The sequence below is a fragment of the Halomonas sp. PR-M31 genome (assembly GCF_001039575.1).
Taxonomy (GTDB): domain Bacteria; phylum Pseudomonadota; class Gammaproteobacteria; order Pseudomonadales; family Halomonadaceae; genus Modicisalibacter.
Map to the genome: position 1 here is coordinate 1 of NZ_JIBT01000025.1, position 25435 is coordinate 25435.

Annotated in this window: 22 protein-coding genes; 6 read left to right on the plus strand and 16 right to left on the minus strand. The window is 58.2% G+C overall.

The genetic code is table 11. From position 1 onward, the window contains the following. Positions 1 to 44 precede the first annotated feature (44 nt). The 8 genes from CH74_RS07625 to CH74_RS07660 all read right to left on the minus strand — a co-directional run bounded on the left by CH74_RS07625 (position 45) and on the right by CH74_RS07660 (position 8054). Positions 45 to 1643: an isocitrate lyase gene (locus CH74_RS07625; RefSeq protein WP_048306868.1), complete on the minus strand. Its 1599-nt coding sequence runs from the start codon at positions 1641 to 1643 to the stop codon at positions 45 to 47. A gap of 406 nt (positions 1644 to 2049) precedes the next feature. After that, complete coding sequence (locus tag CH74_RS07630) at positions 2050 to 2493, minus strand: GNAT family N-acetyltransferase (RefSeq protein WP_048306869.1); 444 nt, start codon at positions 2491 to 2493, stop codon at positions 2050 to 2052. A gap of 17 nt (positions 2494 to 2510) precedes the next feature. After that, a complete protein-coding gene (locus tag CH74_RS07635; RefSeq protein ID WP_048306870.1) occupies positions 2511 to 3728 on the minus strand; it encodes a cupin domain-containing protein in 1218 nt (405 codons plus the stop codon). Beyond that, complete coding sequence (gene purB, locus CH74_RS07640) at positions 3725 to 5089, minus strand: adenylosuccinate lyase (RefSeq protein WP_048306871.1); 1365 nt, start codon at positions 5087 to 5089, stop codon at positions 3725 to 3727. The genes CH74_RS07635 and purB overlap by 4 nt, the downstream gene beginning before the upstream one ends. 66 nt (positions 5090 to 5155) lie before the next feature. Then, a complete protein-coding gene (gene hflD / locus CH74_RS07645; RefSeq protein ID WP_048306872.1) occupies positions 5156 to 5797 on the minus strand; it encodes a high frequency lysogenization protein HflD in 642 nt (213 codons plus the stop codon). Beyond that, positions 5794 to 6939, minus strand: coding sequence for a tRNA 2-thiouridine(34) synthase MnmA (gene mnmA, locus CH74_RS07650; protein WP_048306873.1), 1146 nt, complete (start codon positions 6937 to 6939; stop codon positions 5794 to 5796). The genes hflD and mnmA overlap by 4 nt, the downstream gene beginning before the upstream one ends. A gap of 75 nt (positions 6940 to 7014) precedes the next feature. Continuing rightward, positions 7015 to 7464 carry an NUDIX domain-containing protein gene (locus CH74_RS07655; protein ID WP_048306874.1) on the minus strand — a complete coding sequence of 150 codons (450 nt, stop codon included), beginning with the start codon at positions 7462 to 7464 and terminating at the stop codon, positions 7015 to 7017. Then, on the minus strand, positions 7461 to 8054 hold the full coding sequence (locus CH74_RS07660) for a pseudouridine synthase (protein ID WP_048306875.1): 594 nt from the start codon (positions 8052 to 8054) through the stop codon (positions 7461 to 7463). The genes CH74_RS07655 and CH74_RS07660 overlap by 4 nt, the downstream gene beginning before the upstream one ends. A 117-nt stretch (positions 8055 to 8171) precedes the next feature. Between CH74_RS07660 and icd the strand changes: the two genes are divergently transcribed. The 3 genes from icd to clpA all read left to right on the plus strand — a co-directional run bounded on the left by icd (position 8172) and on the right by clpA (position 12351). Continuing rightward, positions 8172 to 9428, plus strand: a complete 1257-nt coding sequence (icd, locus tag CH74_RS07665; RefSeq protein WP_048306876.1) for an NADP-dependent isocitrate dehydrogenase — start codon at positions 8172 to 8174, stop codon at positions 9426 to 9428. 199 nt (positions 9429 to 9627) lie between these two features. Then, positions 9628 to 9990, plus strand: coding sequence for an ATP-dependent Clp protease adapter ClpS (clpS, locus tag CH74_RS07670; RefSeq protein WP_048306902.1), 363 nt, complete (start codon positions 9628 to 9630; stop codon positions 9988 to 9990). Positions 9991 to 10086: 96 nt separating this feature from the next. After that, on the plus strand, positions 10087 to 12351 hold the full coding sequence (gene clpA, locus CH74_RS07675) for an ATP-dependent Clp protease ATP-binding subunit ClpA (protein WP_048306877.1): 2265 nt from the start codon (positions 10087 to 10089) through the stop codon (positions 12349 to 12351). Between the two features lie 216 nt (positions 12352 to 12567). Here clpA and infA read toward each other — a convergent pair whose 3' ends face one another. The 3 genes from infA to aat form a co-directional block, all read right to left on the minus strand. Continuing rightward, positions 12568 to 12786 (minus strand): translation initiation factor IF-1, encoded by a 219-nt coding sequence (infA, locus tag CH74_RS07680; protein ID WP_013332816.1) that lies wholly within the window; start codon positions 12784 to 12786, stop codon positions 12568 to 12570. A gap of 139 nt (positions 12787 to 12925) precedes the next feature. Then, entirely contained in the window at positions 12926 to 13663 is a 738-nt protein-coding gene (locus CH74_RS07685; RefSeq protein WP_048306878.1) for an arginyltransferase, read from the minus strand. A 4-nt stretch (positions 13664 to 13667) separates the two neighbouring features. Then, a complete protein-coding gene (gene aat / locus CH74_RS07690) occupies positions 13668 to 14372 on the minus strand; it encodes a leucyl/phenylalanyl-tRNA--protein transferase (protein ID WP_048306881.1) in 705 nt (234 codons plus the stop codon). A 245-nt stretch (positions 14373 to 14617) separates the two neighbouring features. Between aat and CH74_RS07695 the strand changes: the two genes are divergently transcribed. Both CH74_RS07695 and lolA read left to right on the plus strand, forming a co-directional pair. Further along, positions 14618 to 17917, plus strand: a complete 3300-nt coding sequence (locus tag CH74_RS07695; protein ID WP_082140339.1) for a DNA translocase FtsK — start codon at positions 14618 to 14620, stop codon at positions 17915 to 17917. A 155-nt stretch (positions 17918 to 18072) separates the two neighbouring features. Further along, on the plus strand, positions 18073 to 18705 hold the full coding sequence (gene lolA, locus CH74_RS07700) for an outer membrane lipoprotein chaperone LolA (RefSeq protein ID WP_048306883.1): 633 nt from the start codon (positions 18073 to 18075) through the stop codon (positions 18703 to 18705). Between the two features lie 31 nt (positions 18706 to 18736). Here the strand turns inward: lolA and CH74_RS07705 are convergent, their stop codons facing one another. Both CH74_RS07705 and CH74_RS07710 read right to left on the minus strand, forming a co-directional pair. Beyond that, a complete protein-coding gene (locus tag CH74_RS07705) occupies positions 18737 to 20338 on the minus strand; it encodes a phospholipase D family protein (RefSeq protein ID WP_253272999.1) in 1602 nt (533 codons plus the stop codon). Between the two features lie 26 nt (positions 20339 to 20364). Continuing rightward, positions 20365 to 21723, minus strand: coding sequence for a replication-associated recombination protein A (locus CH74_RS07710; RefSeq protein ID WP_048306884.1), 1359 nt, complete (start codon positions 21721 to 21723; stop codon positions 20365 to 20367). A 198-nt stretch (positions 21724 to 21921) separates the two neighbouring features. On the opposite strand from CH74_RS07710, the gene CH74_RS07715 reads away from it, so the two are divergent. Next, positions 21922 to 22503 carry a hemerythrin domain-containing protein gene (locus CH74_RS07715; protein ID WP_216594729.1) on the plus strand — a complete coding sequence of 194 codons (582 nt, stop codon included), beginning with the start codon at positions 21922 to 21924 and terminating at the stop codon, positions 22501 to 22503. Positions 22504 to 22512: 9 nt separating this feature from the next. Here CH74_RS07715 and CH74_RS07720 read toward each other — a convergent pair whose 3' ends face one another. The 3 genes from CH74_RS07720 to CH74_RS07730 all read right to left on the minus strand — a co-directional run bounded on the left by CH74_RS07720 (position 22513) and on the right by CH74_RS07730 (position 25432). Then, positions 22513 to 23775, minus strand: a complete 1263-nt coding sequence (locus CH74_RS07720; RefSeq protein WP_048306886.1) for a Y-family DNA polymerase — start codon at positions 23773 to 23775, stop codon at positions 22513 to 22515. Positions 23776 to 23777: 2 nt separating this feature from the next. Then, on the minus strand, positions 23778 to 24218 hold the full coding sequence (locus CH74_RS07725; RefSeq protein ID WP_053070670.1) for a LexA family transcriptional regulator: 441 nt from the start codon (positions 24216 to 24218) through the stop codon (positions 23778 to 23780). Positions 24219 to 24331: 113 nt separating this feature from the next. Further along, entirely contained in the window at positions 24332 to 25432 is a 1101-nt protein-coding gene (locus CH74_RS07730; protein ID WP_053070671.1) for a 2Fe-2S iron-sulfur cluster-binding protein, read from the minus strand. Between the last annotated feature and the right edge of the window lie 3 nt (positions 25433 to 25435).

The following is a 25435-nucleotide window of genomic DNA, read 5'->3' on the forward strand; positions in this document are numbered from 1 at the left end:
AAAGCCTCCCCTCGCACTAGACAGCATTTAAGCCTGAATCGTGTTTAACCAAACTGCCCCATGGTGTTGTCCTTGCCTCCTGCCTTGAGTGCACCTTCACCGGAGAAGAACTCCTTGTGGTCGTCGCCCAGGTTGGAGCCGGCCATGTCCTGATGCTTGACAGTGGCGATACCCTCGCGGATCTCCTTGCGTTGCACACCGGCCACATAGGCCAGCATGCCTTCGTCGCCGAAGTAGCCCTTGGACAGATTGTCCGTGGACAAAGCCGCAGTATGATAGGTCGGCAGGGTAATCAAGTGATGGAAGATACCCGCTTCCCTAGCGGCGTCACGCTGGAAATTCTGAGTCCAACGATCCGCTTCCTTGCCGAGCTCGGTATCATCGTATTCGACGCTCATCAGACTGGCGCGGTCGTAGTTTGAGACGTCCTTGCCTTCCTGTTCCCAGGCATCGAACACCTGCTGACGGAAATTCAGCGTCCAGTTGAAGGACGGGCTGTTGTTGTAGACCAGCTTGGCATTGGGTACCGCTTCACGGATGCGGTTGACCATGCCGGCAATCTGGCCGACGTGAGGCTTCTCAGTCTCGATCCACAATAGATCGGCGCCGTGTTGCAGGCTGGTGATGCAGTCCAGCACGACCCGGTCTTCGCCGCTGCCCTTCTTGAACTGGTATAGACCGCTGGCCAGACGCTTGGGCTTGATCAGCTTGCCATCCTGCTTGAGTACCACGTCGCCGTTGTTGATGTCCGAGGCGGAAGCGATCTCTTCACCATCCAGGAAGCTATTGTACTGATCGCCCAGATCGCCGGGTTCATTGGTCACGGCGATCTGTTGAGTCAGGCCGGCCCCCAGGGAATCGGTACGCGCCACGATCACACCGTCGTCGACACCCATTTCCAGGAAGGCGTAGCGCACGGCGTTGATCTTGGCCAGGAACTCGGCATGGGGCACGGTGACCTTGCCATCCTGGTGACCGCACTGCTTGACGTCGGAGACCTGGTTTTCGAGCTGAATGGCGCAGGCGCCGGCTTCGATCATCTTCTTCGCCAGCAGGTAGGTGGCTTCCTCGTTGCCGAAGCCTGCATCGATGTCGGCAATGATCGGCACCACATGAGTCTCGAAACCGTCGATCTTGCTCTCGATCTCCTTGACCTTCACATCGTTACCCGCCTGCTGAGCTTCTTCCAGGCTGCGGAACAGGTGATTGAGTTCCCAGGCATCCGCCTGCTTCAGGAAGGTATAAAGCTCTTCGATCAGGGCCGGTACCGCGGTCTTCTCATGCATCGACTGGTCCGGCAGGGGACCGAATTCCGAACGCAGAGCGGCGACCATCCAGCCGGACAGGTACAGGTAGCGGCGCTTGGTGGTGCCAAAATGCTTCTTGATGGAGATCAGCTTCTGCTGGCCGATGAAGCCATGCCAGCAGCCCAGAGACTGGGTGTACTGAGCGCTGTCCGCGTCATAGGCTGCCATGTCGTCCCGCATGATCTGAGCGGTGTACTTGGCGATATCCAGGCCAGTCTTGAACCGGTTCTGCAGGCGCATGCGGGCTGCGTGCTGGGGATTGATGCCATCCCATTTGCCAGCCTGGGCTTCACGCAGTTGGGCAATAGCCTTGATCTCTCTTTGAAATGCTGACATGGAATCATCCTTCATCAGTTGAAAAAAATGCTTGAGCTGCTTGGGCGATCCGAAACACCCTGACGCATCGATACAAAAGTGTTGTCACAATCGACCGGTGTAGCATGATGCATAATGTCATGCTGCACCAGCGAAGCCTCGGTCTCGTTGCCACCATCGATGGACGATCGGTGGTAATGAACGCGCTAGAGACAAGCCGATATCAGAGCGATTGAAGAAACCCGTAGATAATGACTACATATCTGTCGCGCTGACGTTCCAAACTTGTCATGACCAGCACTATCACCCATGGGAGTAGGCATTAACAACTATTACTTAGGGGTAGAGAGGGTTGTAGTTTGACTACAGAACGAGTCGTTCGGTACTGCTCCTGTAGTTAAATTCCGAAGAATAAGAAGGAGAGAGATTAGAAATGATCGCGTCGTTCGCCCAAGGACAGCCGCATGCTGCGATGCGGTATGCCGGCGTCGAGAAATTCGTCACCGAAGGCTTGAAAGCCGAGTTTGCGATAAAAGCTCAAGGCTTGTAGTTGAGCATCCAGCAGCACTTCAGGATCGCCACGTTTCAGCGCTGCCGCGATGATGGCGCCCATCAACTGCTCGCCGACGCCCTGGCCGCGCTCCTCCTTGATCACGGCGACGCGGCCGATGTGGCCGTCCGGGAGCAGTCGCGCCGTGGCAATGGCATGATCGTCGCGGCATACCAGAAAATGCAGACACTGGGGGTCGCGTCCGTCCCATTCCTCTTCCTGGGGAACCGCTTGTTCTTCGATGAAGACAAGCCGGCGGATATCGCCGGCGGCTGATTTCAGCTGCTGCCAGCTGCCTTGGTGAATCACAGTCCGAGACATGGGGCTCATTTCCTTGCTTACTCTTCCTGTTCGCTATCGTAGTGCTCTAACTCATAAGGCCAGCTCAGGCTGCCACGATCGAGCAGTTGCTTTAGCAACTCGGCGCTGCCGGTATGGGACAAGGCATCAACATTGATGGGCTCACTGCCTGCCAAAAGCTTCGCCAGTTCGATATTACATGCCTGACCATCGCCGTCGACGAACAGGGTGGCGCCTGAGTCGCCATGATACCGATAGGCGAAACGCGACCCCAGGCTGCGCTCGAGTACCGCGCCTTCCTGTAATTCTGCGACAAGCGCATCAATGTCCGTGGGTGATTCACTGGGCACGAGTTGATCCGCGTACTTGGGTTGCGTCATGGCGCGACCAAACCACGCGCTCATCTGGGCTGGGTCATCGAGAGTGTCGAGAAGAAGGGCGCGCAGGCGTGCGATGGCGGCATCGTCGATTTCTCCCGCATGAGTCTGAGGCGCAAGATCCGGATCGGTATAGCGACGTGAGTCCGGCAGCTGCTCGCCCAGGTAGTCGGCGAATGAGGTAATCGCCTCATCCGCGGATAGTGCGCGAAAGCCCACGGAAAAGGTCATGCAGTCCTCGGAGCGGCTGACGCCGTGATGAGCGATACCCGGTGGCAGATAGAGCATGTCGCCGGGTTCGAGCAGCCAGTCCTGACCAGGCTGAACCTCGAAGCTTTCGAGAATGCGCAGATCGATGCCTGGAATAATGGGGGCATCGTCGCTGATCTTGCCCCCAAGCTGCCAATGTCTCATGCCGCTTGCCTGAAGCAGAAAGACATCATACTGATCGACGTGTGGACCGACGCTACCGCCGGGAGGGGCGTAGCTCACCATGATGTCGTCCAGGCGCCAGCGGGGCAAAAAATGAAAATGCTCGAGTAGCGCGTTGATCTCGGGCACATAGTGATCCACCGCCTGAACCAACAGCGTCCAGTTCTTCTCCGGCAGATGCGCGAAGGTTGCCTCATCGAAGGGGCCATGACTGACCTTCCAGGGCTTGTCCTGACCATGTCCATCTTGGCCATGCTCTTCTACGAGCCGCGCCTCGATGCCGTCCTCGCAGGCCAAGCCGGCCAGCTCGTCCGGGGAAAGCGGTGGAGCGAAATCAGGAAAGGCACCGCGAATCAGCAGCGGTTTCTTTTGCCAGTACTCGGCTAGAAACTCGGCAGCGCTGAGGCCGCTCAGCAGCGTCAGCGGTTCGTTGGCAGCGGTACTCATAGTGAACGGGCCTGTTCCACGGCGTTGCCGATATAGGTGCCGGGTGTCAGGGCCTTGAGCTCGGTCTTGACGTCATCCGGCAGTTCCAAGCCATCGATGAAGGCGGCAAAACCGATCTGATCGATGCGCTTGCCGCGGGTCAGAGCCTTGAGTTTTTCGTAGGGCTTTTCGATGCCGTAGCGACGCATCACCGTTTGAATCGGCTCCGCAAGCACCTCCCAGCTATTGTCGAGGTCGTCGTTCAAGCGTGCCGGATTGGCCTCGAGCTTGCTGACACCTTTGAGGGTGGCCTGATAGGCAATGAGGCCATAGGCTAGCCCCACCCCCAGGTTACGCAGCACCGTAGAGTCGGTGAGATCGCGCTGCCAGCGCGAGATCGGCAGCTTCTGAGCCAGATGGCCAAGCAATGCGTTGGCCAGGCCCAGATTGCCCTCGGCGTTCTCAAAATCGATGGGGTTGACCTTGTGGGGCATGGTCGAAGAGCCGATTTCGCCTTCCACGGTCTTCTGTTTGAAATATCCCAGAGAGATATAGCCCCAGACATCACGCTCGAAATCGATCAGGATGGTATGGAAGCGGCAGATAGCATCGAACAGCTCGGCGATATAATCGTGAGGTTCGATCTGGGTGGTATAGGGATTGAAAGTTAACCCCAGGCTCTCGACGAACTGCCCGGCATTTTCCTGCCAGTCGATTTCCGGGTAGGTAGTCAAGTGGGCGTTGTAGTTGCCCACCGCGCCATTGATCTTGCCCATTATCTCCACGGCCTGGATCTGCTTGAGCTGGCGGCGCAGACGATAGGCGACGTTGGCCATTTCCTTGCCCAAGGTCGTGGGGCTGGCGGTCTGGCCATGGGTGCGGGAAAGCATGGGCTGCTCGGCATGCTCATGAGCCAGGCGTTCGATGGCGGTGACGACTTCCTGCATGATCGGCAGCAGATCGCCGAGACCGTCCTTGAGCATCAGGGCGTAGGAGAGATTGTTGATATCCTCGCTGGTACAGGCGAAATGGATAAATTCGGATACAGCCTGCAGCTCCGACTGGTCTGCGATCTTTTCCTTGAGAAAATACTCCACCGCCTTGACATCGTGGTTGGTGGTGCGCTCGATATCCTTGATGCGCTGGGCGTCGTCCACCGAGAACTCGGCAATCAGCCGATCGAGAAAGGCCTGGGCATCGCTTGAAAGCGCCGGCACTTCCTGGATGCCCTCATGGGCTGCCAGGGCCTCCAGCCAACGCACTTCCACGGTGACCCGGGCGCGAATCAGACCGAACTCGCTAAAATGCTCGCGCAGGGTCTCGGTCTTGTTGCCGTAGCGGCCATCGACGGGAGAGAGGGCGGTAAGCGAAGAGAGCTGCATGGGGTTCTTCCGGTAGGTCGGACGCCCTTGAGGAGTCGGCGTCTAGAGGTCAATGTTCGAATCGAATCAGAGCAGTCGATCCAGAGATTTTTTCATTGCGCCGCGTTGGAGCAACAGTTTCCAGCGCCGGCCACCTTGCTGATGCCAGAGCAGGGCAAAACGAATACCTGATAGCAGCAGGGCGCGAACCCGTTCCGGCATCATGCGTTGCTGCAACAATGAAGGTTCGCCCTGCACCACAATGCGCTGGCGAAAGGTGGAGATGGTGTTCTGATAGAGCTCCCCAAGGCTTGCGACGACGTTTTCATGGGTGCCGCCGAAGTGCTCCGCCTGATCCTGAATGCGGACAAGGCGCTCTCCTAAGGTGTCCAACATCTCCGTCTGCTGGCGCAGCTTCTGCATCAGCATCAACAAAGTGAAGCCATAGCGCAGCACGTTGGGATTGATATCCCGTTCCCGGCCCACCACGGCGTTCAATATCTTGAGGCCTTGACGCAGATTGTTGTGGTGGCCGCCGTAAATGGCCTCGAAATTTTCCGGATCTGTGTCCAACGTGGCATTGATCAACGTTTCCCAAGCGCGTTCGTCGCACTGCCCGGTGCGGGCCAGCTGATCGACCAGCGTTGCTGCCTGAAATACGCCGGCCAGGGCAATGACCTGGCGGGCAGTAGGATCGTTCGGGGCCGTTTGAAAGGGAACTACGCTCATGCCGCCCGCGCCTCTTGTTGTCCTGTACTGCAAATCACCCCGCCACCCAGGCAGACATCGCCCTCGTAAAGCACCAGGGACTGACCCGGCGTCACCGCCCATTGGGGCGCATCGAATATCACATCGACACCGCCGTCGTCTCGCAGGCGCAGGTGACAAGGCTCCTCTGCCTGACGATAGCGGGTCTTGGCGGTCAGTCTTGACGGGCTAGCGGGAAAGGAGAGGGAAGGCGGAGTGCCGGCGATCCACTCCATCGCTTCCGTGGTCAGGGTGTCCGTGTAGAGCAGCGGATGATGCTTGCCCTGCACCACGATCAGGACGTTACGCTCGAGATCCTTGGCCGCCACGTACCAGGGCGCGTCAGGGTAGTTGGCCAGACCACCGATACCCAAGCCCTGACGCTGACCCAGGGTGTAGTACATCAGCCCGAGATGGTCACCGATGATATCGCCTTGCGGTGTTTCGATACGACCGGGCTGGGCGGGCAGGTACTGCTGGAGAAAGTCGCGAAAGCGGCGTTCGCCGATGAAACAGATGCCGGTGGAATCCTTCTTTCTGGCGGTAACAAGCGCGTGCTGCTCCGCCAGCTTCCGCACCCGGGGTTTTTCCAGTTCGCCGACCGGGAACAGCGTACGGGCGATAGCGGCTTCCGGGACTGCATGCAGAAAATAGCTTTGATCCTTGTTGGCATCGAGCCCCTTGAGCAGTCGGGGGCGGCCGTCACGTTCGCCGCGACGCACATAGTGGCCGGTGGCGATCATGTCCGCGCCGAGCATTTCGGCATACTCGAGAAAGACCTTGAACTTGATTTCCCGGTTACACAGGATGTCCGGGTTCGGCGTTCGCCCGGCCCGGTACTCTTCAAGAAAATGCTCGAATACATTGTCCCAGTACTCCGCAGCGAAATTGGCGGTATGTAGCTTGATACCCAGCTTGTCGCAGACCGCTTGAGCATCTGCCAGATCCGCCTTGGCGGTGCAGTATTCGGAGCCGTCGTCCTCGTCCCAGTTCTTCATGAACAGGCCTTCGACCTGGTAGCCCTGTTCCAGCAGCAACAGCGCGGACACGGAGGAGTCGACGCCGCCGGACATACCGACGATGACCTTTCCTGACGTGGCGCAAGACTCCGTGACTTCAGACATGAACGCTCTCGACTGAGAAGTGTGAGAATTTGATTGCGCGAAAGTATACCTGAAATCGGCCTGGGGCTTCGAGGGTCACCGCTCGTGGATGATATCGAGTGGATAAAGCTTTCCGCCGCGCAAATCCCGTAGGCGTTGCATGACCAGCGGGCTGCGCAGCCGCCCGGCACGATTGAGATCGTCGATTTCATCCAGGGTCAGCCAGTGCGCAGCAATGATGCCCGTATCCAGAGGATTGTTGAGCCGGGCCAGAGGCAGGCCCACGAAGCCATGGCTATGAAAGACCAGACCATCCTTGGTCGTATGGATGTAAAGCCCCAGGTAGTCGGTGATGGCTACTTGCCAGGCGGCCTCCTCGCGAGTTTCGCGAATCGCCGCCTCGGTTAGACGCTCCCCTGGCTCCAAGTGGCCGGCGGGCTGATTGAACAGACTGAAGGGGCCGCCGCGGTCTTCCTCTACCATCAAATAGCGCCCGCTACGCTCGATGACCGAGGCAACGGCGACCCGGGGTGTCCAGCGTTTCATGAGCGTCTCCTTGAGGCTCTGGAAAAGGTGGAGCGTCGCTTTATCGGCGCATGCAGTGTCTCACTGCGCCATTGACCCGTTGCCAACCCAGATAGCTGCCAGGGGCCAATGGCGGTACGAATCAGGCGCAGCGTAGGGTGGCCGATATGTGCCGTCATGCGCCTCACCTGGCGATTGCGCCCTTCACTGATGGTGATCTCAAGCCAGCTCACCTTGGTCTCGGCACGCCGACGGATCGGCGGCTTGCGCGGTGCCACGGCGGGTTCCATCAAACGTTGGACCCGCGCTGGTCGCGTCACGCCATCCTTCAATGCGACACCCTTGCGCAAGGCATCGATGGCTTTGTCGTTGGGTTCGCCCTCGACCTGAACCCAGTAGGTCTTGGGCTGCTTGTGCCGGGGATCACTGATGCGATGAATCAGTTCGCCGTCGTCCGTGAGCAGCAACAGTCCTTCGGAGTCGTAGTCGAGCCGGCCCGCGGCGTAGATGCCGGGTACATCGATGATGTCTTTCAGGGTGGCGCGTCCTTGATCATCGGTAAACTGGGAAAGCATCCGATAAGGTTTGTGAAGCAAATAGAGGGTACTCACGGGTCTTGGCGATCTCCGCCTAAAGATTGTCGGCATCTAGCAAGGCAAAGCCTACTCGGGGTCCATGAGGCGATGCTATACTTTCGGTTCTACTGATTACAGCACAGGGAGTCATCAATGGGATTCCAGAAAATTGTCGTTCCTGAGGGCGGCGAAAAGATCACCGTCAACGACGACGATACCTTGAACGTGCCAAATGAGCCGGTCATTCCTTTCATCGAAGGTGACGGTATCGGGGCCGATGTTACCCCGGCCATGAAGATCGCCATCGATGCAGCGGTTCAGAAAGCCTACAACGGCGAGCGCAAGATTCACTGGATGGAAGTCTATGCCGGTGAGAAGGCGACTCAGGTCTACGATGCGGATACCTGGCTTCCCGAAGAAACCCTTGAGGCGGTCAAGGACTACGTGATCTCTATCAAGGGGCCGCTGACCACTCCGGTAGGGGGTGGCATTCGGTCGTTGAACGTGGCGCTGCGTCAGAAGCTCGATCTGTACGTCTGCCTGCGTCCGGTACGCTGGTTCGAGGGCGTGCCCAGTCCGGTCAAAGGTCCCAAGGACGTGGACATGGTCATCTTCCGCGAGAACTCCGAGGACATCTACGCCGGCATTGAGTGGAAGGCGGGGTCCGCGGAAGCCGAGAAGGTCATCAAGTTCCTGCGCGAGGAGATGGGCGTCACCAACATCCGCTTCCCGGAAATGTGCGGCATCGGCGTCAAGCCGGTTTCCGAGGAAGGCACCAAGCGTCTGGTGCGTCAGGCTCTGCAGTACACCATCGATAACGATCGGGAATCCCTGACCTTCGTGCACAAAGGCAACATCATGAAGTTCACGGAAGGCGCCTTCAAGGACTGGGGTTACCAGTTGGCCAAGGAAGAGTTCGGTGCGGAGCTCTTGGATGGCGGCCCCTGGATGACCTTGAAGAACCCCAACACCGGCAAGGAAATCGTCATCAAGGACGTCATTGCCGATGCCATGCTACAGCAGATTCTGCTGCGTCCGGCGGAATATGACGTCATCGCGACCCTGAACTTGAACGGCGATTATCTGTCCGATGCGCTGGCGGCAGAAGTCGGCGGTATCGGTATTGCGCCCGGCGCCAACCTGTCCGATACGGTCGCCATGTTCGAAGCGACTCACGGTACTGCGCCCAAGTATGCCGGCCAGGACAAGGTCAACCCCGGCTCATTGATCCTGTCCGCGGAGATGATGCTGCGCCACATGGGCTGGGTCGAAGCCGCGGATCTGGTCATCAAGGGCGTGGAGAAAGCCATCGCCAAGGGCGAGGTCACCTACGACTTCCATCGTGTGATGGAAAAGGCTGTTTTGCTCAAATGCTCTGAATTTGGCCAGGCGGTTGCCGATAACATGTAATACTGACGTTGAAACGCGACCCCCGTTCGCATCGCGTGCGGGGGTTTTTTCGTCCTGGCCCTTGTAAGCTTGGCCCTATGGACGCATGTTTCAAGTGAACCCCGAGTGCTTCTCCACGTCTAATCAACGACGTTAATTGCACTTCGGCTTGTATTGATGGATATAGCCTCTTATGTTCAATAGTGATGAGAGATTGTCGATGACTGCCGCGGCAACACCTTTCCGGGTGGGAATGACACGCCCACCTGGTACGCAAGACGATACGGATGGCTATGTATCGGTTAGCCCAGCGGATCCAGAGCTGGACAAGCCACCACGCTACAAGGTGATCTTGCACAACGACGATTTCACGCCCATGGAATTTGTCGTCGAGGTGTTGCAGACATTTTTCTACATGGATAGTGAGAAGGCCGTGCAGATCATGCTGGCGGTGCATACCCAAGGCAAGGCGACCTGCGGCATTTTCTCTCGCGATATTGCCGAGACCAAGAGCCATCTTGTCAACGACTACGCGCGGGAATGCCAACATCCATTACTTTGTGATATCGACAGGGCCGACTGACGCCTGGCAACGTGCCAGTCTGGGGTTGCCAAATGCCCCAATGTGCCCGATTGTGAAAGTGCCGACGATGCCCGACGCGGCGAAAAGGGGACTGCCATGCTGAGCAAAGAACTTGAATTAACCCTTAATACGGCCTTCACGGTGGCGCGCTCCAAGCGTCATGAGTTCATGACCGTTGAGCACCTGCTGTTGGCCCTATTGGATAACGCCTCCGCGGCGGATGTGCTGCGTGCCTGCGGAGCCAACCTGGACAAGTTGCGCTCGGATCTGCAGGACTTCATCAACTCTACTACGCCGCTGATACCCGAAGGTCAGGAGGATCGTGAGACCCAACCGACCCTTGGTTTTCAGCGGGTTCTTCAGCGCGCGGTATTTCATGTCCAATCTTCCGGCAAGAGTGAAGTAACTGGTGCCAACGTGCTAGTGGCGATCTTCTCCGAGCAGGAGAGTCAGGCCGTCTACTTCCTCAAGCAGCAGAATGTGGCCCGCGTGGATGCCGTCAACTACATCGCGCATGGTATCTCCAAGGTGGCGGGGCACGGTCAGCCCTCCTCGCCCTCCCAGGATGCCGAGGAGGGTGAGGAAGGTATGAGCGAAGGCAATACGCATCCACTGACAGGTTATGCAACCAACCTCAACGAGCAGGCCCGCCTGGGTAAGATCGATCCGTTGATCGGTCGTGACCAGGAACTTGAGCGCACGGTGCAGATCCTGGCCCGGCGGCGCAAGAACAATCCCTTGCTGGTGGGTGAGGCCGGTGTTGGCAAGACCGCCATTGCAGAGGGGCTGGCCAAGCGTATCGTCGAGGAGGACGTGCCGGATGTGATCAGCGATGCGGTGGTCTACTCCTTGGACATGGGGGCCTTACTTGCCGGCACCAAGTATCGCGGCGACTTCGAGAAACGCTTGAAGAGCCTGTTGGCGGAGCTCAAGAAGCAGCCCAACTCGATCCTGTTCATCGACGAGATCCACACGGTGATTGGTGCCGGTGCGGCTTCCGGCGGTGTGATGGACGCTTCCAACCTGCTCAAGCCGCTGCTTTCCTCCGGTGAGCTGCGCTGTATCGGCTCGACCACCTTCCAGGAATTTCGCGGCATCTTCGAGAAGGATCGGGCGCTGGCGCGGCGTTTCCAGAAAGTCGATGTGGTGGAGCCTTCCGTCGAAGACACCATTCGCATCCTCAAAGGGCTGCGCGGGCGCTTCGAGGAGCATCATCAGCTCAAGTACACCGATTCCGCTCTGGACAGCGCCGTGCGTCTGGCGGATCGCTACATCAACGATCGCCACTTGCCGGACAAGGCCATCGACGTGATCGACGAGGCGGGGGCGCATCAGCGGCTGTTGCCTGTTGAAATGCGGGTGCCCACCATCGACGTCGAGCAGGTCGAGGCGATCGTGGCGTCGATTGCGCGGATTCCGCCCAAGAGCGTGTCCAGCTCCGATCGCAAGCTGCTGGGCAATCTTGAGCGGGATCTCAAGATGCTGGTGTTCGGCCAAGACGAAGCCATTCAGGGTTTGTCTGCCGCCATCAAGCTGTCCCGCGCGGGTCTCAAGGCCCCAGACAAGCCGGTGGGCAGCTTCCTGTTTGCCGGGCCGACCGGGGTAGGCAAGACCGAAGTGGCGCGGCAGCTTGCGCTGCTGATGGGCATTGAACTCGTGCGCTTCGACATGTCCGAGTACATGGAGCGGCATACGGTGTCACGCCTGATCGGTGCGCCTCCTGGCTATGTCGGCTACGACCAGGGTGGCCTGTTGACCGAGGCAATCACCAAGCAACCGCACTGTGTGCTGCTGCTCGATGAGATCGAGAAGGCGCACCCTGAGGTCTTCAACCTGCTGCTGCAGGTCATGGATCATGGCCGCTTGACGGACAACAACGGACGGGAAGCGGATTTCCGACATGTTATCGTGATCATGACCTCGAATGCCGGGGCGGAACAGATTTCACGGCGTTCCATTGGCTTCCAGTCCCAGGATCATTCGAGCGATGGCATGGAGATCATTCGCAAGACCTTCACGCCAGAGTTCCGCAACCGTCTGGACGGCATCATTCAGTTCCATGCTCTGGACCCAGCCGTCGTACGCAACGTCGTCGACAAGTTCCTGGTCGAGCTACAAGCGCAGCTGGACGAGAAACGCGTTCAGCTCGATGTGGACGAGCAGGCTCGCGCCTGGCTGGCGGAGAAAGGCTATGATCCGGAAATGGGGGCACGTCCCATGGCCCGGGTGCTTCAGGAAAAACTGAAAAAGCCGCTGGCGGAGATGATTCTGTTTGGCGAGCTGGCGGAAAATGGCGGGGTGGTTCACGTAACGGTGGACGGTGACGAGTTGCATCTGGAGACAGAAGCAGAGCTTGCCTGACCTTTCTTCCTAGCGTGGGAATCAGCCAAGTGGCCTGTGCGGACAAGAAATTGCCGTACAGGTCACGAAGGCTGTGTAAAACATTGGCAACAAAGCGCTCTATCGCCATCGATAGGGCGTTTTTTTTTATGGTTCTACGGGCAGGTATTTCGGTCGGGCACTTTCACGAATCGATTGCTGACGTCGAGAAACGACGGTATCTACTGCCAGGCAAGGCTAGCGAGAGCGATATACGATGCGCCCTTTGGACAGATCGTAGGGTGTCAGCTCTACCTTGACCTTATCGCCGGTCAGGATGCGGATGTAGTTCTTGCGCATCTTTCCGGAAATGTGCGCCGTGACCACGTGACCATTCTCCAGCTCGACGCGAAACATGGTGTTGGGCAGGGTGTCGACCACGACACCTTCCATTTCAATATGATCTTCTCTTGCCATCTAGGCCTTTCCTCGGATAGTCGTTCAAAGAGTCTTCATGCTGTAAATCACCAAAGCGGCCCACGAAAAAGCCGTCCTCGCTGATCAAGATAGCCCGATATTGTGCCGTATGCCGGGCGTCATGGCAAAAAATCGCTGATTATAAGGGGATGGTTCGCCGCCATTGGCGTCCATTGAGAAATTCCAGCGGTTGGAAAGCGCGCTTGTAGTTCATCTTGGGCGCTTCACGGATCCAGTAGCCAAGATAGACGTGAGGCAATCCGCGTGATCGAGCCAGTTCGATCTGACTGAGAACGGCAAACGTGCCTAATGAGCGTCGTTCGTGAATCTTGTTCGGATCAAAAAACGTATAAATGGCGGAAAGACCATGACTCAACAGGTCGATGGCTGCCACGGCCAGCAGTTTTTCTCCTAGCCGGAACTCCAGCAGGCGTGCATAGGGGTGTTCGAGGGTCAGGAAGGTGCGGTATTGCTCGTGACTCGGCGGATACATGTCCCCATCCGCATGACGGGCACGAATGTAGCGTGCATAAAGTGTGTAGTGCTCCGGATCGAAAACCGCGCGACGCTCGTGCATGACAAGATCCGCATTACGGTGCATCAATTTGCGCTGAGTGCGGCTTGGAGTGAAATCATCGACCGGGATGCGTACCGAAATACAGGCGCTGCAGCCTTCGCAATGGGGCCGGTACAGGTGTCGGCCACTGCGCCTGAAACCAAGGAGTGCCAGCGCATCATAGACTCCCTGGCCTGGCGATTCTTGAGGATCGAGAAACAAAGTGGTCGCCTCGCGATCCGGCAAGTAGCTGCATTCATGCGGGACGGTCAAAAAGAAGCGCAGATCCCGCTTGGGCTGGGGCGGAGCGCTACTGCTCACGATACTATCCTCCTGTGGTCTTCGACGAAGCGGCCTTGTTCCAGGCGGCTGTCGGCTGACATGTATATTGCTCAAGATAGTCGATGAATTCATCTCGAGCGATGTCTCTTGCCCCTAGACTGACCAGATGTGACGTATGCATCTGGCAATCGATCAGACCGCCTCCGTGAGCGTCCAGTCGATGAGCCAGATGAACCAACGCAACCTTGGAAGCGTCGCGTTCGATGCTGAACATCGACTCGCCGAAGAACATGCGGCCCAGGCCAACGCCATAAAGACCACCCACCAGGCGTCGATCCAGCCAGACTTCCACGGAATGAGCATGACCCAGGCAATGTAGCCGACAATAGGCATCCATCATGCTCGAGGTTATCCAGGTGCCTTCCGCATCGGCACGGGACTTAGCGCAGGCACCGATGACAGCATCGAAATTTTGATCGAAAGTGATTGTAAAACCCGCATTGCGCAGGCGCTTGGCCAGGCTGCGACGAACACGGATTTCCTCGGGAAACAAAACCAGGCGCGGATCTGGGCTCCACCACAGGATGGGTTGGTCCTGGGTGTACCAGGGAAAGATGCCGTGACGATAGGCGGTCATCAACCACTCGGGGGTCAGTTCCCCTCCAGCGGCGAGAAGACCATTGGGTTCGTCGAGCGCATGACGTGGGTCCGGAAAACCCACACAATGAGGTACAAGCCAGGGCAGCATGGAAAATTCATATCGCTGAGCGTTACGCTAGTCTGACGCGCTTGAGTGGTGATCTCAACGTCATTGCAAGACTAGCGCCATTTTACGGCCTGTTCTTCCCCTGTGCGCCGCCGCTCAGGCTCGGTATGATATTGGCCTGGAAAAATTAATATTCTTGCGCGTTAGAGAGGTGGTTCTTTCCTGTGAAGGTGAAAACGAACGTGCAGGTTAAAGAGGGGCGTCATTTGAGTGTCAAGAAGAAACCCGTGAATCGTCAGCAAACTACAGCCAAGGCAAAGGAAAAAGCACGCCGTTTTGGCTTGCGTCTGCAAGGATCCACTCGGGAAGGGGTCGTCATTCTACTATTGGCCGCCTGTGTGTTCCTGTTGCTGGCGCTGTTCAGCTATACGTCTCAGGACCCTGGCTGGTCCCAAAGCGGTCCTGAACAAAGTGTCGTCAACTGGATGGGGCGCATCGGTGCCTGGCTATCGGATGTCCTGTATTCCCTGTTCGGCGCCAGTGCCCTATGGTGGCCGGGCATGTTGGGGTTTGCTGCCTGGCGGCTGATGCGTCGTCGAGAGGTGCGTCTTGAGTGGGACGCCACCGCCCTGGCAGTCAGGGCAGGGGGATTTATCCTGCTCCTGTTGGCGACCACCAGTTTGGGGGCATTGCATTTTTATAGCCCCAATAGCGAGCTTCCCTATTCCGCCGGGGGCATTCTGGGGGAAGGGCTGCGTGATGCGCTGGTGCCGCTGGTAGGTCTGCGCGGTGCGACGCTGCTTTCCATGGCCTCTTTTTTATGCGGGTTTCCGCTTTTTAGCGGCCTGTCCTGGCTTACGGTCATGGATGAACTGGGGATGCGTGCTCAGCGACTATTGCGCTGGTTACGTACCCAGTTCGGCGGTGCCCGAGAGCAACTGGTGCGTACTCGTGAAGCCCAGCAAGAACGTCGTGAAGCTCGACAGGAAGAGACTCGACGGGAAAGACTTGATCCGTCTACAAACGCTATCGACGAATCCCCCTACGAACAGGATGAAGCATCACCCTGGTGGAAGCGCTGGTTGCCTTGGGGGCAGGACAAAAAATCCGGGCCGCATCTAAATCACTGGCAGACGGAACCTGCGCTAGCCGGCGGTCGGCGTTTGGAGCCGCATTTCGATGCTCAGCGTGATACCCAGCTGCAAGCGTCGTCGCGTGATGAGCCTGGCATGCCGTTACGTGCCGAGCGCGACACCAGCACGGCAATTCCCTGGGAAGTGCCAGCCCACACCCCTTCGGCCAAACAACCAGGTGCTGCGTATACGGCGCAAGCGCAAGAGGCGCGTCTCCAGTCAGGCTTCAGCACGGCGCCTGTTCAGCAGAATTCTCAACCTGAGACGCCGCGGTCAGATTCTGCTGTCAAGCAACCTGGCTCCGTTGCCAGCCCTGGCCACAATGAATCGAGGATTCCGGCCAGTTTGATGCGTCCTGTTCCCAATGAAGGGACCGCGCTTTCTACTCCTGTTTCTACTCCGGCTGCTACGCCCGTACCTTCCTCTCCGGCTACGTCGTCATCTTCCTTGGAAGGTCAGGCGCCAGCAGCACCCGCTCAGGAAACGACGCATCAACATGCTAGGGAGCCGCGAGGATTCGCCTCATCTGCCTCGTCACCTCATTCCGTGGTGCGTCAGGAGCCACCGGATATCAACTGGAACGAGTGGGACGAGAAGGAAGAAGAGGAGGATGAGCCTCGTCTTACCTGGAGCGATACAACGGCAGCAGCGAGCCGGGGAGATGCTCGTCAGGATAGCCAAACCTTGCCCCCGTTTTCGATTACCGATGAGGATACGGATATCCGTGATTCCGAACTCGAATCCGGCCAAGAGGTCGAAAATTCCCAAATTCAAGAGAGCATCAATATCCAGGAAGGCGGAGCCTCTGAAAATGGAGCTTCAAGCCCCCAGGTTGCGACCGCAGAGCAAGCGCGAGCTGCTGCCGCGAATCCCCAGGGCCCAACGCTTTGGACGGTAGAGCACCTGCAAAGCCAGCGCCCCAGTCTGGGTGATCTATCCGCTGAACCGGATGGCGAGCTGCCCTCGACGCGGTTGCTGACCCCCGCGGACCCGGCCAAGCCCAATTACAGTCCTCAGCAGCTTGCAGACATGGCGGAGCTGCTGGAAACGCGGCTACGGGAATACGGGGTCAAGGCAGAGGTGGTCGAAACCTGGCCTGGCCCGGTCATCACCCGATTCGAGATCAAGCCGGCGGCGGGGGTCAAGGTTTCCAAGATCAGCAATCTGGCCAAGGATCTTGCCCGCTCTCTGATGGTCAAGAGCGTGCGAGTGGTGGAGATCATTCCCGGACGGCCCACGGTGGGTATCGAGATTCCCAATCCCAATCGGGCGATGATTCGCCTGAGCGAGGTCACGGATTCCGATGCCTTCCAGCAGCCCACCTCGGCCCTGACTCTGGCCCTGGGGCATGACATCGGCGGTGGGCCAGTGGTGGCGAATCTAGGCAAGATGCCCCACCTGCTGGTGGCCGGCACCACCGGCTCGGGTAAATCCGTGGGCGTGAACGCCATGCTCATCTCGATGCTGCTAAAGGCCACGCCGAATGATCTGCGCATGATCATGGTGGACCCGAAGATGCTCGAGCTGTCGGTGTACGACGGCATCCCGCATCTATTGGCGCCGGTGGTCACGGACATGAAGGAAGCGGCCAACAGTTTGCGCTGGTGCGTGGCGGAGATGGAGCGCCGCTACAAGCTGATGGCGGCCATGGGGGTGCGTAACATCGCCGGCTTCAATGCCAAGCTCAATGAAGCCGAGCAGGCCGGCGCCCAGGTGGCGGACCCGCTGTGGGAGCCCCAGCCCTGGCAGATGCATGAGCAGCCACCGGTGCTGGAAAAGCTACCCTATATTGTCGTGGTGATCGATGAATTCGCCGACATGTTCATGATCGTCGGCAAGAAGGTTGAAGAGCTGATCGCACGATTGGCCCAGAAGGCTCGGGCCGCGGGTATTCATCTCATTCTTGCCACTCAGCGACCCTCCGTGGACGTGGTCACCGGGCTGATCAAGGCTAATGTGCCGACCCGCATGGCGTTCCAGGTCTCTTCCAAGGTCGATTCACGCACGATTCTCGATCAGGGCGGCGCCGAGGCCTTGTTGGGTCATGGCGACATGCTCTATCTGCCCGCGGGCTCGGGCATGCCAACGCGAGTGCATGGCGCTTTCGTTGATGACGACGAGGTTCATCGCATCGTCGAGGACTGGAAGCGTCGCGGCGAGCCGGAATACATCGAAGAGATCCTGACCGGTGGCGTCAATGCGGATGCCTTGGCCGGGCTCGAGGCGGAAGGCGGCGACGGCGACGATGCGGAACAGGATGCGCTTTACGATGAAGCGGTGATGTTCGTCACCGAAACGCGCCGCGCCTCGATTTCCGCGGTACAGCGCCGCTTCAAGATCGGCTATAACCGGGCCGCGCGGCTTGTCGAGTCGATGGAGTCTGCCGGCGTCGTCTCTTCCATGGGGAGTAATGGGAGTCGAGAGGTGTTGGCGCCACCTCCCGTAGGCGATTGAATAAATGCTTGGTTATTCGACAATGTCTGGGCGAGCGAAATCATGCAATCAATGAGAAAACAGTGATTTCATGACAGCAATCGTCTCGTTATGGCGGTCAATGAAGCGGTGCGATAACGCGAATTGAAGATTGAACAGTGAACGAAGGAGCAGGCATGAAGGTGTCAAACAGACTGGCAGTAATGGGAATGGCACTGATGATGCCCCTGGCCGCAAGCGCCGATGAGCAGGCCGCCTCGCGGTTGACGAGCTTGCTCGAACCTCTTGAAACCTATTCTGCCGGGTTCGAACAGCAGATTCTCGATAGCTCCGGTTCTCAACTGCAGAGCGCCGAGGGCACCATGCTGCTGTCGCGTCCGGGCAAGTTTCGCTGGGAGGTCGAAGAACCCTACAAGCAGGTCGTGGTGTCCGATGGTGAAGAAATCTATCTGTACGATCCGGATCTGGCTCAGGTGACGGTACAGCCGCTGGATACTCGGGTAACCCATACGCCCGCACTGCTGCTATCCGGCAGTGCCGACGCCCTGTCGGACGATTATGAAGTCTCCCGGCAGCAGCAAGGGGCCACCGAAACCTTCAGCCTGATACCCAAGAGCCCGGATACCTTGTTCGAGCAGCTCAAGCTTGTCTTTCATTCCGAGCAGCTAAGAGGCCTGCGCATGAATGACAGCACGGGCCAGCAGACGGCCATCAGCTTCCAGGACCCCCAGCACAATCTAACCATCGATTCATCCACGTTCGAGTTCGAGATCCCCGAGAACGTGGACGTGATTCGTGAGTCTCGCTAACGGTTGGCGATTTGCCTGTTGAGGCCGTTTTCTACAATAGCCAATCGATGGGTAGCAGCGTGAAGAACTTGACGGACTGACGCTTCCACCAGGACGTGTTGGGTTCGGTGTCGTAGCGTTTAGTCTGGCCGTCCACCTTGGAAAGCCAGTAGAGATCGTTCTTCTCGTTGAGTCTCACTTGATAAGCGCGGGTAGGAATTTTCTGCTCGAAGGTCTGGTGCAAAGCCTGGGCGACGCCCGGGTTCTCGATCAGAAAACCCAGCTCGGTATTGAACGTTGCCGAGCGGGGGTCGAAGTTGAATGAACCGATGAAAAGCGTTTCACCATCCAGGGCAAAGGTCTTTGCGTGCAGACTCGAGCTGGAACTGCTCAAGGGGGCTGGGCTGGCGCTGGGGGGTGCGTTTCTTTCAGTAGACTGCATTTCGAAGAGCGAAACCCCTGCCTTGAGCAGGGGTTTGCGCCATTTGGCATAGCCCGCGTGCACCATTGCCACATCCGTTGCCGACAGCGAGTTGGTGAGCACGTTGACGTTCACGCCTCGGTTGGCCAGACCGGTCAACAGCCGTGTGCCATGCTTGGTGGGCACGAAATAGGCGGATACGATATCGAGAGAGCGTTCGCTGTCTCGAATGATGCTGGATATCTGATCGATCAGATGACCGTTCGTCGGGGCCTCGCCAAGCCCTTTGGCAGGATCATCGCTCAATAGATGCGTAGGCGCCCAGACAAGCTCGAGTTCGCCGCTGAGTAGCTGGGTAACGGTGCGATTTTCCTCAAGTGCTTTTATGTAGGTCTGGGCATCGGGCTGCCGTTTGACACGTGCGGTGTGGGACGATAGATCCTCTAGCGTGCCTGGAGATGCCTCGGGAAGCAGCCGATTCACGGGGTAAGCTGAACCGCTGGCCCAGTAGCGGTCGAAATCCTCGGAGACTTCCTGTACCACCGGCCCTATGGCCAGGACGTCGAGATCGGAAAACAGCGTGCCGTCCGTGGCGCCGAAATACTCATCGCCGACATTGCGGCCGCCCACGATGGTAGCCTGGTTGTCAGCGGTTAAGGATTTGTTATGCATGCGCCGATTGGTTCTGGAAAAGTCCGTGACGAAGCCCAGGTACTTGAAGTTGCGGTGCTTGAAGGGATTGAACAGGCGTACCTGAATGTTCGGATGTTCGCTCAGAGCCGCCAGAAGGTTGTCCGAGAGACTGTTGCCGAGATCATCCAGCAATAGGCGCACTCGAACACCGCGCTCGGCGGCATCAAGCAGCGCCTGTATCAGCAGTGTTCCTGTCAGGTCGTCTTCCCAAATGTAGTACTGCACGTCTAAGGTGCGCTCCGCGGCCCGGGCCAGCAGCGCTCGAGCGGCGAAGGCGCCCCGCGGGTCGTCGAGCAGATAGAGACCGCTTACCCCGGGGTGTTTGGTCCCATGCTCACTGACTGCCTGGCCGAGCTGCGTCTCCTTGGCCTGGGCAAGAGGCAAGACGGACGTGTGAGAGCGATCTTCCAGAGAAGGCAATGAGGTGCAGCCACCCAACAGGGCCATACTGAACAAAGAACCAAACAGGGAAGCTGCAACGCCGAAGGAGGGCGTTGATTTCGAAGGCATGGCTTTCAAGGGCGCGGCTTTCGAGGGCATGGCGAAATCCTTTTCAAGGGTAAGATTTAGTCTGAGTTATTCGTATTCGTTTGATGATCGTCGGCTTGGGCATCTAGCTCCGCACGATAGGCCTGCATCTGCTTGAAGCGCTTTTCCTGGCCGTGTTCGCTAGGATCGAAGAAACGGGTCTTGGGTAATCCCTCTGGCCAGCAGTCGTGGGCGCTACCCGCCGGATAGCCCTGGGGCTCCTTGTGGGCGTAACGATAGCCCTCGCCATGGCCCAGGGATGCCATTAACTTGGTCGGCGCATTGCGCAGATAGACAGGCACTTCCAGGTCCGGGTTTTCCTTGGCAAATCGTTTGGCTCCCTGCCAGGCACGTTCGATGGCATTGCTCTTGGGGGCCACCGCCAGATGAATGGCAGCGTGGGCGATGGCCCGCTGACCTTCGTAATCTCCCAGGCGCAGATAGGCATCCCAGGCAGCGATGACCAGCGGCAGGGCCCGGGGTTCGGCGTTGCCCACATCTTCGGACGCGATGGCCGTCAGACGGCGCACCACATCGAGCGGATCGCCACCGCCTTGCATGAACTGGGCCATATACAGTAGCGCCGCATCCGGCCGGGACGAACGAATCGACTTGTGGATCGCCGAAAGCAGATCGTAATAGTGATCGCCTTGCTTGTCGAAAGCGCTGGCCTGATGACCAATGACTTCTTCGAGGGCATCCTTGTTCAAATACTCCTTGCCGTCCTCGGCGTGGGTGAAATCGCAAGCGGTTTCCAAAAGCCCAAGGGCACGTCTTGCATCGCCACCGCTGGCCCGGGCAAGTACTGTCAGCACCTCGTCATCGGCCTGGATATGGCGCCTGCCAAGGCCGTTTTCTTGATCACTCAGCGCATGGCGCAGCACCTGACGAAGCTCATCGTCGTCGAGCTTCTTGAGCACATAGACCCGGGCCCGAGACAGCAGGGCGGAATTGACCTCGAAGGAGGGGTTTTCCGTGGTGGCGCCGATCAGTGTCAGCAGGCCAGATTCCACATGGGGCAGCAGAGCGTCTTGCTGGCTCTTGTTGAGCCGATGAATCTCATCGAGAAACAGCACCGTGGGACGCTGCTGGCTCTGAGCGACCCGGGCGCGCTCCACGGCAGCGCGGATCTCCTTGACCCCAGCCATGACTGCGGATAGATGCTCAAGCTTAGCCCCGGAAGCCTCAGCCAATATTTCTGCCAGGGTGGTCTTGCCCACGCCTGGGGGGCCCCACAGGATCATCGAGCGCAATACGCCGCTTTCTGCCATGCGGCGCAAGGGTTTGTCGGGACCGACCAATGCTTGCTGGCCCGTGTAGTCATCAAGACTGCGAGGGCGCATGCGAAAGGCCAGGGGAGCGCTATCGCTCCGGGCGTGCTGACTGAACAGATCCATGAAATTGACTCGTGCCGAAAAAATCAGTGCTGGGGATTGCGCTTGAACTAGAGTAACGGTAAACGCCTGGTGACAATTTTAGCGAGCGCAATATGCCAGTAGCGACTAGGGTAAACATTCGAGTCGGGAAAGCGCATCTCATATCGCGTTTTATTTGACTCTGCTTAGCCCCCAGCAGAAGGAGGTACTACCATGCCCATGCTGACTCAATTACGACGAGATCATGCCAACATGGCGCGGTTGCTTCATGTGCTATCGCTCAAGCACAGAACCTTGGCCCATGGTAAGCGTCCGGATTTCCAACTGGTACGAGAAGTTGCGGACTACATTCTCGACTATATGAATAGTTTCACCATTCCCCTGGAGCGGCTTTACAGTGAACATCTTTTGGCCAAGGCGCCGGAAGCGGATGAGATGAGTCGCCAACTGGCCATCGACTATCAGGGGCTGCACGAGCGTCTGAATCAGCTTTCCCACAATATCGACATGATCCTCATGGATGCGGTCGTTCCCATGGATCGTTTCGCCGACGATCTCAAGGCGTATCTCGATGCGCACCGGGCCTATCTTCGCGCCGAGCGTGAAAAGCTGTTTCCGCTGATTCGAACGCATTTGACCGATGAAGACCAGCAGCGGCTACTCAAGATGCTGCCGGCGGGTGCAGAAGCCAGTCTTTCCCGGCTGCAAGAGGCTTATCCTCAGCTGTATGCGGAGTTCAAGGAGGCGCCGTCTCCCTTTGATCGTGATACGGAGAACGAGAATAAAAGCCAGAGCCAATAACGACGGGCATTAACCTGAACGTACGCTGGGCAACTCATCCCAATGAGTCGTGTAGCGGGCGGAGCGGTGGCGGCTGTTCATGCGCCATGCGCTCTGCTGGTGCTGTACGCCAAGGGTCAAGGCCTCGCGTCCATAGCGTTGACGAATGGCGTCCCAGGCCTGCATCAGCGCTTCTTGTCGTATCGGTTCACAGCCATCGAGCAGCGACGACTGGCTATGGCGCCGTGGGCTCAATTCGCTGAGCATGACGCCCATTTTCTGATAGGCATACCCTGGGCGCCAGAGCCGTTGCAGCAGCTGCTGAGCCTGACGATTGAGTCGTACCGTATCCGCGCTTGGGAAGGGCAATGTCATCCATAATGGGTGATGTTGTTGCGGGCCAGGGTGATGATGGCTGGTACGCAAAAAGACGCCCACGGCGCCTGCCAGCATGTCGTCCCGGCGCAGTTTTTCACCGGCCCGCTGACAGTGATGGCGCAATGCCTCGCTGAGTTGTCGGGGGTCGTTCAGCAAGCGGCCGAAAGAGCGTGAGCACAAGATGCTGCGGCGCGGTGACTCCAGATCCTGAGCCTTGATACAAGGCGTTCCCTTGAGCTCTCGGGCCGTGCGTGCCACCACGACACTGAAGCGTTTGCGTAGCAAGGACTCCGGGGCGTCCCGCAGGGCGGCGGCGCTGTCGATCTTTAGATCAAGAAGCCGCAGCGCCAGCCGTGCGCCGATGCCCCAAACGTCCTTGACCGACAGCTGGCGCAGATGCTGATCCAGCGCCGAGGCCGTGGCATCCGGCCAGATACACACCTGAGGCCGATTCGGCATGCGCTTGGCCTGATGATTGGCCAGCTTGGCCAGAGTGCGGGTCGGAGCGATACCCAGCGATACGGGCAGCCCCACTTCACGCTCTACGCGCTTCACTAGATCACGTCCCAGGCTTTCGAGATCGTCATTGATGCCGCGAAGATCGAGAAAGCACTCGTCGATGGAGTAGGGCTCCAGGGCAGGCACGAACTGAGCTAGAACCCGCTGCACGCGTCCTGAAAGATCGCCATAGAGCGCATAGTTGGAGGACTTCAAGACCAGTTTTCGTCGTTGAGCAGCCGGGATCTTATGGGCCGGCATGCCCATGGCGACGCCAAGCGCCTTGAGTTCTTGGGAGCGCGCAATCACGCAGCCATCGTTGTTCGACAGCACGCCGACCGGCATGCCTTCCAGCCGAGGGTCGAACAAACGCTCGCAGCTGACGAAGAAATTGTTGCAATCGATGAGGGCGTACATGCTCAGTTTGGCCTGCGGCAGTCATGAATGACATGACACACCAGCCCCCATAGCCGATAGTCATCGCTGTCTTCCAGAGGCAGGCACGCCTGACGTGAATCGCCGCCACGCAGCCACCAGCGCCTGCCTTGGCTCTCCAGGCGGTACAAGGCCAGTTCGCCATTGACGACGGCTACCAGCCATTGACCTGGCATGGCTTTTTGAGAACGATCGACGATCAGCAAGTCGCCGTCGTGAAAACCGGCCTTTTTCAAGGTGCTACCGGACACCCGCATGAAAAAGGTCGACGCCGGGCGGGGGATCAGGTAGTGATTGAGATCCAGCGGCGCTTCCTGGTAGTCGTCCGCGGGAGAGGGGAAACCACTGGCGCCGCGTCGTTCCCCGACACCAAAGGCATTTCTATCTCCAGAGGGCGTGGTAGTGGCGAAGCGGCTGATGGCCATGGGATCTCCAGAAACAAAAAGTGTCGGCGAATTGATACTGTAAAAATAACCAGTATTCAGTTTGCCGGCAACCTTTGAATAGAAACACCTTGGCCACGCTTTTCAACGTTTCTTCAAGTTAAAAAACTCATGAGGCGCTTCACCAGGCCGCCTTCAGAGGGGCTAACGGCACTGGGCTCGGCGCGAAACACGTCCGCATGAATGTCGTTTGGCGAGACGCCCTTGATAATGCCCATCTCTCTGACCGCCTCCACCATTCCTGGAGAGCCGGCGGTATAGAGAGGAATGCCGGCCAGGGAATCGAAGTCCGCCGCGAACACATGATGCAGGGCGCCTTTACGATACGTTTTTGGTAAGTGCGCGTCGGACAGTCGAGTCTGGATTTGATGGGTTTCCGCCTGGGTGGATTTCGTTAGAACGATATGTACCCACAGGTTGGAATAACGATCGGCAAGCCATGCCAGCTCCTCTTCCGCATGAAGGTCGCCATGCTCTCTGACGCCGTAATAGAGGTGAATGGGCTGCTCCGGCCGTTTCGCAAGCGCCGTGCGCACAATCGACAGAATAGGCGCAAGGCCGCTACCTCCCGCCACTGTCAAAATGGTGTCTTCATGCTCCTCGCGTAGATGAGCGGTGCCGAAAGGGCCTTCGAGGTGCACGGTATCGCCCGGTTGCAGACGTCGAGCAATGTGGTCGCTGACCAGCCCCTCCGGCAGATGGGTGATATGGAATTCCAGCAGGTCGGCGCCGGACAGGTTGGCCATGGAATAGGAGCGTGCCGGCAAGTCGCCGATTCGAAGGCGCGCGTACTGACCCGCCATGAACTCCATGGGAGCGCCTACAGGCGTCAGCCAAAGCCGAATCACGGAGCGCGATTCCCGCTCTATCTTGTGAACCGTCGCACCGTGACTGGCCGGGGCAAAGGCAGGTTGCTGCGCCCCTGTTTCCTGCCAGAACACAACGATATCCGTCTTGGGTCGGCAGCGACAGGCCAGCACGAACCCGTCTCGCCGCTCTTGAGGGCTCAGCGCAACGTTCAGGCAGGGATCGTGACGAACCTCACCCTGCAACAGACGCGACTTGCACTGGCCGCATTCCCCGGAACGGCAGTCGTGAGGGTAGGGAATACCGGCCTTGAGGGCCGCATCGAGTATCGTGTCCTTTGAAGTCTCAACAGGATGAGGCCACTGCTCTATCAAGATCTGCTTTACCATCTG

What these genes read in the sequence shown, in the direction of transcription:
- CH74_RS07625 (WP_048306868.1), bottom strand. Translation starts at nt 1,643, where the DNA reads ATGTCAGCATTTCAAAGAGAGATCAAGGCTATTGCCCAACTGCGTGAA.
- lolA (WP_048306883.1), top strand. Translation starts at nt 18,073, where the DNA reads ATGAAGGTGTCAAACAGACTGGCAGTAATGGGAATGGCACTGATGATG.
- clpA (WP_048306877.1), top strand. Translation starts at nt 10,087, where the DNA reads ATGCTGAGCAAAGAACTTGAATTAACCCTTAATACGGCCTTCACGGTG.
- purB (WP_048306871.1), bottom strand. Translation starts at nt 5,089, where the DNA reads ATGCAGCTCTCTTCGCTTACCGCCCTCTCTCCCGTCGATGGCCGCTAC.
- infA (WP_013332816.1), bottom strand. Translation starts at nt 12,786, where the DNA reads ATGGCAAGAGAAGATCATATTGAAATGGAAGGTGTCGTGGTCGACACC.
- CH74_RS07730 (WP_053070671.1), bottom strand. Translation starts at nt 25,432, where the DNA reads ATGGTAAAGCAGATCTTGATAGAGCAGTGGCCTCATCCTGTTGAGACT.
- CH74_RS07655 (WP_048306874.1), bottom strand. Translation starts at nt 7,464, where the DNA reads ATGAAACGCTGGACACCCCGGGTCGCCGTTGCCTCGGTCATCGAGCGT.
- CH74_RS07635 (WP_048306870.1), bottom strand. Translation starts at nt 3,728, where the DNA reads ATGAGTACCGCTGCCAACGAACCGCTGACGCTGCTGAGCGGCCTCAGC.
- clpS (WP_048306902.1), top strand. Translation starts at nt 9,628, where the DNA reads ATGACTGCCGCGGCAACACCTTTCCGGGTGGGAATGACACGCCCACCT.
- mnmA (WP_048306873.1), bottom strand. Translation starts at nt 6,939, where the DNA reads ATGTCTGAAGTCACGGAGTCTTGCGCCACGTCAGGAAAGGTCATCGTC.
- aat (WP_048306881.1), bottom strand. Translation starts at nt 14,372, where the DNA reads ATGCTGCCCTGGCTTGTACCTCATTGTGTGGGTTTTCCGGACCCACGT.
- hflD (WP_048306872.1), bottom strand. Translation starts at nt 5,797, where the DNA reads ATGAGCGTAGTTCCCTTTCAAACGGCCCCGAACGATCCTACTGCCCGC.
- CH74_RS07725 (WP_053070670.1), bottom strand. Translation starts at nt 24,218, where the DNA reads ATGGCCATCAGCCGCTTCGCCACTACCACGCCCTCTGGAGATAGAAAT.
- CH74_RS07630 (WP_048306869.1), bottom strand. Translation starts at nt 2,493, where the DNA reads ATGTCTCGGACTGTGATTCACCAAGGCAGCTGGCAGCAGCTGAAATCA.
- CH74_RS07720 (WP_048306886.1), bottom strand. Translation starts at nt 23,775, where the DNA reads ATGTACGCCCTCATCGATTGCAACAATTTCTTCGTCAGCTGCGAGCGT.
- CH74_RS07710 (WP_048306884.1), bottom strand. Translation starts at nt 21,723, where the DNA reads ATGGATCTGTTCAGTCAGCACGCCCGGAGCGATAGCGCTCCCCTGGCC.
- icd (WP_048306876.1), top strand. Translation starts at nt 8,172, where the DNA reads ATGGGATTCCAGAAAATTGTCGTTCCTGAGGGCGGCGAAAAGATCACC.
- CH74_RS07705 (WP_253272999.1), bottom strand. Translation starts at nt 20,338, where the DNA reads ATGCCCTCGAAAGCCGCGCCCTTGAAAGCCATGCCTTCGAAATCAACG.
- CH74_RS07715 (WP_216594729.1), top strand. Translation starts at nt 21,922, where the DNA reads ATGCTGACTCAATTACGACGAGATCATGCCAACATGGCGCGGTTGCTT.